The 9,952-nt window shown below is 48.9% G+C and carries 7 protein-coding genes; 6 read left to right on the forward strand and 1 reads right to left on the reverse strand.

What is annotated here, in order from left to right; genetic code table 11:
• Positions 1-9: 9 nt before the first annotated feature.
• From tssM to CUC53_RS04730, 6 genes are all read left to right on the forward strand, one after another.
• Complete coding sequence (gene tssM, locus CUC53_RS04705; RefSeq protein ID WP_100293077.1) at positions 10-3,507, forward strand: type VI secretion system membrane subunit TssM; 3,498 nt, start codon at positions 10-12, stop codon at positions 3,505-3,507.
• Between the two features lie 42 nt (positions 3,508-3,549).
• Positions 3,550-4,983, forward strand: coding sequence for a type VI secretion system ImpA family N-terminal domain-containing protein (locus tag CUC53_RS04710; protein ID WP_100293078.1), 1,434 nt, complete (start codon positions 3,550-3,552; stop codon positions 4,981-4,983).
• Between the two features lie 29 nt (positions 4,984-5,012).
• Entirely contained in the window at positions 5,013-5,300 is a 288-nt protein-coding gene (locus CUC53_RS04715; protein WP_100293079.1) for a type VI secretion system PAAR protein, read from the forward strand.
• A gap of 288 nt (positions 5,301-5,588) precedes the next feature.
• Positions 5,589-6,008: a ribosomal maturation YjgA family protein gene (locus CUC53_RS04720; protein WP_100293080.1), complete on the forward strand. Its 420-nt coding sequence runs from the start codon at positions 5,589-5,591 to the stop codon at positions 6,006-6,008.
• 265 nt (positions 6,009-6,273) lie between these two features.
• Positions 6,274-7,191: a phosphatidate cytidylyltransferase gene (locus CUC53_RS04725; protein ID WP_100293081.1), complete on the forward strand. Its 918-nt coding sequence runs from the start codon at positions 6,274-6,276 to the stop codon at positions 7,189-7,191.
• A 12-nt stretch (positions 7,192-7,203) separates the two neighbouring features.
• Positions 7,204-8,991, forward strand: a complete 1,788-nt coding sequence (locus CUC53_RS04730) for a bifunctional alpha/beta hydrolase/class I SAM-dependent methyltransferase (RefSeq protein WP_100293082.1) — start codon at positions 7,204-7,206, stop codon at positions 8,989-8,991.
• Here the strand turns inward: CUC53_RS04730 and CUC53_RS04735 are convergent.
• Complete coding sequence (locus CUC53_RS04735; protein ID WP_100293083.1) at positions 8,945-9,556, reverse strand: CDP-alcohol phosphatidyltransferase family protein; 612 nt, start codon at positions 9,554-9,556, stop codon at positions 8,945-8,947. The two genes, CUC53_RS04730 and CUC53_RS04735, sit on opposite strands and share 47 nt — an antisense overlap.
• Positions 9,557-9,952: the final 396 nt, after the last annotated feature.

A 9,952-nucleotide genomic window follows, 5' to 3' on the forward strand; every position in this document is an offset into this window, starting at 1 on the left:
TGACAACATATGTTTAAAACCATGTTTACCTTTTTGCGGCAACAGTTGCCGAAATTGAAACCCTCCTGGCCTTTGCTAGGGATAGTGCTTTGGGTGAGTGCGCTGATCTTGGTGTGGTGGCTTGGGCCACGGCTTGAGATCCGTGAAGTTAAACCGTTTGCATCGCTCTGGGGCCGTGTCGTCTTCACCTTACTTTGGCTCTGGTTGCTGCTGGGCGTGGCGTCATGGCGGGTATGGCGCAACATGCAGCAGCTCAAAGCAGAGCAGGCTCGTCTGGCGGAGCAGACCAGCGATCCACTGCAGGAGGCGGTTAACAAGCAGGCTCTGTTCTTGGACCGCTGGTTACATGCATTGGGTCAGCATTTAGGGAAAGGTGCCCGCTATGCGATGCCTTGGTATCTGGTATTGGGCCTACCAAGTAGCGGTAAGACGAGCCTTATCCATCGTGCAAATCCGGCCAATAAACTCAATCCAAGACTCGATAGTGAACTGCGGGAGGTCTCCCATAAGCAGATGATCGATTGCTGGCTGGGTGAACAGGCGGTGATGCTTGATCCGGCCGGTGAGCTGTTGGCGTTGGGGGATGAAGAGCAAGAGAAAAATCTGGAGCAGCATCACCGACTCTGGCTTCATCTCCTCAGTTGGCTCAGTGAACATCGCCGACGCCAGCCCCTCAATGGCTTGGTGGTAACAGTCGATTTGGCATGGTTATGTGAGGCGAGCGTCTCTGCACGTAAGACCTATGCCCAGTTGATGCGGACTCGTTTGCAAGAGCTTGCTAGCAACATCAATACTCGGTTGCCGATCTACATCACCCTGACCAAGCTAGACCAGCTTAGTGGCTTTAACATGGCCTACGAGCACCTTGATAAAGAGGCCCGTGAAGCGGTGTTAGGTGTCACCTTTAAGCTGGGTGATGGCCAAGGTAAAACCTGGCTAGATGACATTGCGCATTTCTGGGACCAATGGGTCAGCAATCTTAATCAGCAGTTGCCACAGCTGATGCAAAGCCAGCTCGATAACCAGCAGCGTAATACCCTGTTTTCATTCGTACGCCAACTTGCTGGCCTGAAAGACTATACGGTGGATCTGCTGACCGAGATGTTGCAGCAGGAGGAGAATAAACAGCTGATCGTCCGTGGCCTTTATGTCAGCTCCGTCTATCAACGTGGGGTGCCAAGTGATGCGTTTGCCATTGCCACGGCCCGTCGTTACAACTTGCCCGAGCCAATCAATCAGGCATTAGATGGGGAATCAACCACCTATTTCGTCCGCAAGCTGTTCTCTTCCATCATCTTCCCTGAAGCGCATCTGGCTGGTGAGAACCGATTACATACCCTCTATCGTCGCCGGCGGATGGCTATTGGGCTGAGCTGCTTGGCGCTGTTTTCTGCCCTGTTGATTGGCGGATGGCACTATTTTTACCGGATCAACGAAGAGGCTGGCCGTAACGTATTGACCAATGCGCAGGCCTTTATGCAGACCAATGAAGTGGCGGATGAGCAGGCCTTTGGGGTGCGTCAGCTTCCACGTTTGAATCTTATTCGTGAAGCCACGCTCTCGTTTGGTAATTACCGTGATCGGACGCCATGGGTTGCCGATCTTGGCCTCTATCAAGGGGATGAGATTGGCCCTTATGTCGAAGGCTCTTACCTGCAGCTGTTGAATCAGCGTTTTATGCCAGCGCAGATGCAAGGGCTGCTGGACGACTTAAATCAGGCCCCAGCAGGTAGCGAAGAGAAGCTGGCTATCTTGCGGGTGATGCGGATGCTGGATGATGCGTCGGGCCGTAACAAAGAGTTAGTCGAGCAGTTTATGGCAAACCGCTGGCAGCGCGCCTTCCCTGGCCAAGGCCCAGTGCAGGAGCAGTTAATGGGGCACCTTGATTACGCCCTTGACCATACCAATTGGTCCGCCGCTCGCGCAGCCCGAGATCCGATCGCGATAAACACCTTTATTCCCTTTAAAGATCCCATTTACGGCGCGCAGCGCGAACTTGGCAAGTTGCCCATGTATCAGCGGGTGTACGAAAGCCTGAAGGTAAAAGCAGGGGATGCGCTGCCACCAGATTTGGATGTGCGCGATGAAGTCGGCCCGAGCTTTGATGCGGTGTTTGCGCTGCGCAATGAACAGACTGGCTTGGTGCCCAGTTTGCTGACCTGGTCTGGCTTCAATGACTTCTTCGTTAAGCAGGATAAGGCGTTGGTCGATCTGACGGCGATGGATGCTTGGGTGCTGGGGCAGAGTAAGCTCAGCCAGCTCAGTGATGCCGATCGTCAAGACATCACCAGAAAGATCAACGAGCACTACAGCGCAGATTACATCAACCGTTGGAAGCAGCTGCTTAATAACTTGGACGTGCAGCCATTGACCAGCCCCGAGCAGGCGTTGGATGTGCTGGAGAGCATCACCGGCAGCGACCAGCCTTTCTTGCGGGTGTTAGCGTCGCTTGAAGACAACACCCGGATTCGTAAGTTGTCTGATACGGAAGGGGATCCTGGCCAGGCCATCAATGCCAGTATTGGTCGGGCATTTATGAGCACCAACTCAGTCCTCAATGCTCGCGGTACTCAGGGGCCGTTGATCCAAGAGGTGAATCAGAAACTGGTCGAGCTGCAGCAGTATCTGGAGGTGATCGTCAATGCCAGTCAGCCTGGGCAGTCGGCTCTGAAGGCGATGCAGGTGCGCTTGACCAACAAGTACGCCGATCCGGTGTTCTCGTTGCAACAATATGCGCGCAATTTACCCGCGCCACTTAATCGCTGGGTCGGGCAGCTGGCAGACCAAAGTTCACAGCTGGTGATCGATCTGGCCATGTCATCTCTTAATCAGGAGTGGCAAGACAAGGTATTGGCGCCGTTTAATAGTGAGTTAGCTGGCCGTTATCCGTTCAATCCCCGCTCAGCGAAAGATGCGTCACTCTCTGAGATGGAGCGCTTTTTTGCACCGGGCGGTATTTTGGATAGCTTCTATCAGGGCAACCTTAAGCCGATGGTGGAAGGCGATCTGCTCAAGGGTGAGTTCAGCTCACCGATCCAAACTGAGTTGCTCAGACAGTTGGAGCGGGCGGCACGGATCCGCGAGATCTTCTTCAGTCAGCAGGGTAATTTGGAAGTGCAGTTTGCCCTTGAACCGTTGGAGCTGACCGCTAACAAACGACGCAGTGTGATCAATCTGGATGGCCAGCTGCTGGAGTATGCCCACGGTCGTCGCACCAAGGTGCCATTGGTCTGGCCAAACACCATGCGTGATGGCGCTGAGAGCAAGATCACTCTGGTGCCAGCCGCCACTGAGCGATCCCCGCGCAGTGAAGGTTATGTTGGACCTTGGGCGATGTTCCGCTTGATGGATAAAGGGGAGCTGACCCAGGTGAATGAGGCGACATTCGATGTGCGCTTCCCTGTGGATCAGGGCTCTATGACCTATCGGGTATACACCGACAGTGTGCAAAACCCCTTCACTGGCGGTCTGTTTAGTCAGTTCAGATTGCCTCAGTCACTCTATTAATTACCTGTGGGTGGGGAGGTTCCCCACCCCTTGGATACTGCCATGCTTACTACGCTGAAAGTGGGACAAGATCCCCGAATGTTGGCCGAATTTGACGCCATACGCTTAGAGATAAACAAACTCAGTCACGCCTCTCGGCCAGTGGTTGATTGGGATAAGATCGTGCAGTTATCGACCCGAGTGCTTGAGCTCAATGGGGCGGATCTGCAAACGTGCCTCTACTACACCTTGGCCAAGACTCATGTCGATGGACTGCAAGGGTTTGCCGATGGACTGGATATTTTGGCCGCCCTCGTGAGCGATCATTGGGATCATTTTTGGCCCTCACGTCATCAGGAACGAGCCCGCGTTGAGCAGATGGACTGGTTTATTGCCAGAGTCAGTGACGTGTTGCGCCAGTGCCCAGTCACCCTTGAGCACAGTGCGCTGTTTCATCGCATTCAACATGCACTGCATATCTTGGCTGAGGCTCTGCACACCCAAGTCACCGGACGAGTGCCACGGGTCGAGAATTTGCTGCACTACGTGGAAAGTTACACAGGGCTGTTTGAAGAGCCTGCCATGGCGGTTGAAACGCCAGATGGTCGGATTGTCGGAACGGTAAGCACGGCTGAACTTAGGCCCGCTCATCAGGCGGTGCCTGACCGGCAACTTAATGTTGCGCCAGCCTCCGCTGCTGCTCGTGAAACCGGTCAAGCCCACGAAGATCGGCGATTAGTGCTGCCAATGTCACCGGCCCCGATGATCAGAACTTCATCAGGTAATTTACTCAAGGTGCGTCCCTTACCTGCGCCTCGCCATGGCCGCTGGTTTATCGGTGGGATGGCGGCGGGGATGATATTCGGCGGCGCCGTCGCCGCTGCCGCTTGGTGGTTTGTAGAAGGTGATCGCCCACTGATGCGGGTTGAGCAAGCGCTGCAAAACCCAGCGCTGGCCAGTTATGAATTGGCGGCACAAGCGAAAGCCAGTATCAGTGAACAGCACCTGCGCGAGGCCGAGCCGTTGTTAATGTCCGAGCTCTCGTTGCGCTTGGAGCAGCTGCCACAACGTTCCCCTTCTTCGCCATGGCAAGAAGGGGAGGCACTGCTGAATATGATGCAGGCCATCTATCCCTCATCGACCACCATCAAGGGCCTTAGTCAGAAGTGGCAGCAGCAATTGCAAGTTGCGCAAGAGCAAGTGCTGATCCGCCCTGTTGCGCAAGAGCAGGCCGTGGCCAAGCGCTTAACGAGTCTGCTTGATGAGCTGAAACGATTAGAGCGCGAACGCAAGACTGTTACCCTCTCGTATCTCAAGGGTGAGGTTTATGAGATGTTACAACTGGTTGGTAAGCCCATCAGTAGCGCCGAACAGTTTGGCATGAAAGTACGCCAAGGAGAAAGCACCGAGCAAGAGGTGGCGGTGCTCTCGCAAAGACTGCAAGGGTGGGGAGCCAAACTTTATGAGTTGCAGCGTCGTCTACCAGCAGGGCGCTAATCAGCGGTTAATTTAATAAGGAGAGTGATATGGCGCCATCTATCGTGCTGCTAGGGGATATGGGAACAGATCATGACGGATTTCATCCAACACCAGTGATCAGTGCCAGCCCGGATGTGTTTCTTGACGGTAAGCCTGTTGCGCGGCAAGGCGATCCCTTAGCGCCTCACGATAAACCGAACCATCCTCCTCACCCCCGAGCGATCGCGGGTGGCATTAGCTCGGTGCTGGTCAATGGCAAGCCCATTGCGGTGACAGGTACCGCAATCGATTGTGGGGGAATCGTGATTGGCTCTGGCAGCGGCCAAGCTGGGTAAGCCCCTTGATGGCCATCGCCATATCGTACTAGATAGGCGTCAGTAAGCTCATTGCAAGGGAGGTATTAGCCGCTGTAGATAGTGATGCCGCTTTCATAACATGGAGCTGGCATCACTATTAGTAATGAGTCTATCACGCACGATATATTGGCATAACGGTTAGTTTAGTTACTTTTAATTACTGATCGGTTTGTAATCAAATTAGTAATTAAACGTAAGGTAACTTCTATATTATTAGGTGCTGCGTACCAGATAGAGGGTGTCAAGCCTACTGGATGGGGTAATATAATGAGATATCGATTTGGCTTAACATTCATTATCAGTAGTCTACTTATCGTTTTGATTGGATGTTGTGCACAGGGCTGGTTTTGGCGAGGTTTTTTAAGTGATGTAATGATAGTTTTGTTATTATTTTCATTGTTACAAATGATAGTAATGAAAGAAGCGTGGTTGATGGCATTGGCCGTGTTGCTATTTAGTTTTGTTATTGAGTTAGCTCAGTATTATCATTTGGTGGATCTGCTGAATATAGAGAATAAGCTGCTACGGATTGCGATCGGTAATCATTTTGATGGGTGGGACTTAATTGCATATCTTGTTGGCTTTATGTTGTGCATTAAGATTAGCTACCAGACCCAAACCAAGCCAAGCCATTTAATTAATGACAACATCAGCAGTGATGTGTTGCTGATGTTGTTTATTATCTAACAGCTACAATGTAATTATTGATAGACTAAGTTAATTAGGTTGTTTTTCTTTAAATATTTATAATATATTCGATTTTTTTATATGAAATGCTATTAATTAATGGTTGCCCGTTTTATGATTAAGCCAATAAAAATGCTAGTTAGATACGGTTGAACCTCGCTCCTTATATTAGCTTGTCTCAGCCAACCTTAGTTGAGGTGACTATTATTTTTGATTGGATTAACAAATATGTTTAGACAGCGACAATATTGGCTTAGGGGGGAGCTTGAGCATCCCTATTGAGTTACTCGATTTACACCATATTGACCGGCCAATATTTGTTGTGATGGCATTGCTATACCTGATGCTGGGTAGTGTCACCTTGGTGGTAGCCAAAAGATTTAATGGTGATCGCCATATTCAATTGCGAGCGCAAGTCTACTCATGGTGGAGAATATTTCCTGTAGTGAGTGCTGCATTATTATTTTATCCTATGGGTATTGTTGGCTTAGCCTTACTAATATGTACATTGGCGGCGATTGAATTAGCACAATACACACCATATTTATCCCATGGGTTTATATTTAAAGCTTTGTTAATGATAGTTATAAATTTGACGTTTTATTATTTTGGGATGCTGGGTAATATTGCTATTTTGTGTTTAGTGGGATTGATTCTTACGTTATTATTTATTTTCATTAAAAATCGTCATAAAACGACGTTGTTGTGGGGGGTATTTAGTCTTACATTATTATTATTTTTGGTTTTAGTGGGTTTGATTAATATGCCGCTAGCTACGAAAAACAATGCTGATTGGTTACTATATTTATTTGCTGTTACCGCCTTAAATGATATTGGACAATTCATTTTTGGTAAAACACTCGGTCGGAAAAAAATTGTGCCAAACATAAGTCCTAACAAGACATGGATCGGCTTGTTTGGCGGTATCTGCCTCTCTATGATTGTATCGTTATCGCTAGGCTTGTATTTGAATCTGGCAGATTGGCAGGTGTTGGTAATCTTATCGCTACTATTGGCACTTGCTGGCTTTTTCGGAGATATTTCTTTTTCAGCAGCAAAGCGTGCTATGGGTATTAAAGATTTTTCGAATCTTATTCCTGGTCATGGTGGAATATTAGATAGGGTTGATAGCCTAACTATGACGGCGCCAATACTTTACCTATTATTACTTATCATTTATTAGGCTGGAACATGTATGAAACAACAACAGGTGTCTTCTTGGTGTGAGAAAGAGGCCAGCTTTATCTCTCACGATGGGATGAACTTATTTTATCGAGCATGGCAGCCAAGTAATATAAATGATGGTGATGTCACCCCACGGGCAATTATTTTTTTACATCGAGGGCATGAGCATTCAGGTCGTATTAGAAGATTGTTGAGTGAACTATGTCGACCTGAAGATTATGCTTTTGCATATGATGCACGAGGTCATGGTCATTCACCAGGTGAGCGGGGAGATGCGACTAGTTTTACTTGCTTAGTCGCGGATCTTGATGCATTTGTTCATTATATTTGTCGGCAATATGATTTTGCGATTGGTGATGTATTAGTTGTGGCGAATAGCATCGGTGCTGTCGTAGCTGCAACTTGGCTGCACGATTATGCCCCACGAGTGCGTGGTGTGATTATGGCAGCGGCGGCCTTTAATATTAAGTTATATATACCATTGGCTAAACCAGCCCTGCGACTGTTACGTTGTTTTAAAAAAGATATATTCGTGGATAGCTATATTCGGCCAAGTATGCTGACACATTCTCGTGAGCAAGTTCACTCTTATGAGGCTGACCCACTCATTACCAAATCAATTTCAGCAAAGATATTGTTAGAGCTGGCGGATACAGCCCAGCGTATTCTTTATAATGCAGCAGCGATTGACACGCCGGTATTGATGTTAGTGGCAGATAAAGATTATGTGGTAAGTGAAAGTCCACAGTTCCATTTTTTTAAGCAGTTGTCATCACCATTAAAACGTTATGTGAAATTGCCTAAATACCGCCATGCTGTTTTTTATGAAAAAGATATTTCTAGCGCAGTCAGTGAGAGTCGGCGTTTTATTGAAGGGTGTTTTAAAGCCCCCTTGCTTTCTCCTGAGAGTTATATGACTGCTGATAAGAAGAGCGCTAGTGCTGTGTTGTACCAAGCATTACAGCAGAATGAAAAAAAGCATCTACTAGGCCAGCGTTGGTTTGCATTATTGCGGTATTTACTAGTTCGTTTTGGTCCATTGAGTCAGGGAATGCAGATCGGGCTCACCCATGGTTTTGATTCAGGTGAATCACTTGACTACGTCTATCGTAATCAGGCCAATGGCCGTTTTGGGATTGGTAAGTTAATTGATCGACTCTATCTGGATGCCGTTGGCTGGCATGGTATCCGCGTGCGAAAACACCAATTGCAGCAGCTATTAGCAGAGCAACTCATATTACGGGATAAGCCGCTACGGATCTTGGATATCGCTGCAGGGTCGGGTCGCTATTTACTCGAAACGATAAAGCGATATCAGCATAAGCCGATCTCAGTCACGCTGTGCGATGCTAGCCCGTTCAATTTGCAGCGAGCGAAAGCGCTTGCTGAGCAATTAGGTCTTAACGCCAATATTAGCTATCTCCAGCGAGACGCATTTGATCCAGCTAGTTATCAAGGAGAGGAGTCGCAGTACGATATTGTGATTGTGTCTGGTTTGTATGAGCTTTTTAGCGATAACGATATGGTATTGCGGTCATTGCGCGGGGTCTGTGCTTCATTAAAGCCTGATGGTGTGCTGCTCTATACCGCGCAGCCTTGGCATCCCCAATTGAATACAATTGCTCATACCCTGACTAATCACTTAGGCAAGGCGTGGCGGATGCGCCCTCGTCCACAGGCTGAAATGGACGCCTTGGTCAATTTAGCTGGCTGTCGTAAGGTGGCGACGTTGATTGGATTAGACGGCATATTTACGGTGTCGACGGCGCACAAGCTAGCGCCTGATGTAACCGATTGAATATGGTTCTTGCTGTTAAGAGCAGCATGATGATGAGCACGCCGTTGAGCCACAGGGGCTCAACGCTGCTCCAAACCATCACAGCGAGTAGCCCGAATGCAAACGCGCGATCGCTTTTCCCCATGGGACCGTCGAAGCGGCGCGTAGCACCGATAGTGCACGCCAGTACGCCACTAAATTCGGCGAGTAATCCGCATAAAACGACGGTCAACAGCAGTGGTGTAGTAATCTCTGTCAGCAGTGCAAAGGGCAGGTAGAGCGCCAAATCAGCTAATACATCGCACAGTTCATTGAGCAGAGCTCCTAGCGGAGTCTGCTGTTCGGTGTGCGTGGCTAGCATGCCGTCCAAGGCATTTAGTGCCATGCGTAGTAACAGTATGAATGGCAAGCCAAACCAGAGTGCAGATGACGGAATGAGTGTGAGTGCAGCCCCATAAAGGATCGCCAGTAGCAGTGTGGTTAGCGTAATCTGATTAGGCGTGATGCCTGTGCGTGCCAAGCCCCGTAGGCTAGGACGAAGTAGCTGTTGAAAATAGGGTTTTAACAGGTAGATAGAAATGCTCATCGTGTTCTCTTCTTGCAAAATATGTGGCTAATAAATTGGCGGTAGGTGGCGAGTACGCAGCAATCAGCCGTTTTGCCAACATGGCTTCTGCTGGAGGGATAAAAAGTCAGCCTCCTCTTCGACTCGCAGGGTGACAGTGTGTCGCAACATGAGCGATGCGAGACGCTCAGTGGTGATCTAGCCGATGATACTATAGGAAGATGAGACATCACTGGCTCCTAATCATGGTGATGCCGTCTCAAGCTCACAAGTTCGGTATTTTTATAGTCATGCTGATGGGGCTCAGGACACTTCTTTTTGTGTTGCATATCGCATCAAATTTATTTGATACAGGAAGTCTCAAGCCCCTAATGCCAGTCAGTTAAGCCTGAATGGCATTGTTTTTATTGGCTTTTT

The sequence above is a fragment of the Aeromonas cavernicola genome (genome assembly GCF_002795305.1).
Lineage (GTDB): Bacteria > Pseudomonadota > Gammaproteobacteria > Enterobacterales > Aeromonadaceae > Aeromonas > Aeromonas cavernicola.